This window comes from Lactobacillus sp. XV31L (assembly GCF_059900865.1).
The window spans coordinates 1-710 of sequence record NZ_JBWXGC010000031.1 but is presented as its reverse complement, the minus strand read 5'-3'; the positions used below and the strand labels follow the sequence as shown (position 1 = coordinate 710).

Below are 710 nucleotides of genomic sequence, written 5' to 3'. Positions count from 1 at the left end.
AATTGATGATGAAGCAACTAAAGTCAAGGGTGAAATCGATGCCGATCCAACTTTAGATGATGCGGCTAAGAAGAGCCAAAAGGCTCAAGTTGACAAAGATGCCACTGCAGCAAAAGAAGCTATCAATAATGCAACTGATGCTCAAGGTGTCAAAGATGCTAAGAATGCTGGTATTGTTAAGATTGATAGTGACCATGTCCCAGGCAGTATTTCACTTCCGGATCAGAAGAAGGACGCACTAGCTGCAATTGATGCCGAAGCCACCAAGGTTAAGGGCGAAATTGACGCTGACCCAACTTTAGATGACGCAACTAAGAAGAGTCAAAAGGGCAATGTTGATAAGGATGCAACCGATGCGAAGACAGCCATTAATAATGCGGCTAATGCGCAAGTGGTTAAAGACGCCAAAGCAGCTGGTATTGCTAAGATCGATAGTGACCATGTCCCAGGCAATATTTCTTTACCAGACCAAAAGAAGAGTGCTATAGCCGCAATTGATGCTGAAGCAACTAAAGTCAAGGGTGAAATTGATGCCGATGTTACTTTGGATAAGGCAACTAAAGACAAGCAAAAGAGTGCTGTAGACACTGACGCAGCTGCTGCCAAAACAGCTATTAACAATGCAACAAGTGCACAAGGTGTAATTGACGCTAAGAATGATGGAATTATCAAGATTGATGGTGACCACGTTCCAGGCAGCACTTCACTAC

At 43.7% G+C, this 710-nt stretch carries 1 protein-coding gene; it reads left to right on the top strand.

Features of this window, described 5'->3' with window-relative positions; genetic code table 11:
• The coding region (locus AC2JF7_RS09030; protein ID WP_500728358.1) for a DUF1542 domain-containing protein at positions 1-710 on the top strand (710 nt) is incomplete at both ends.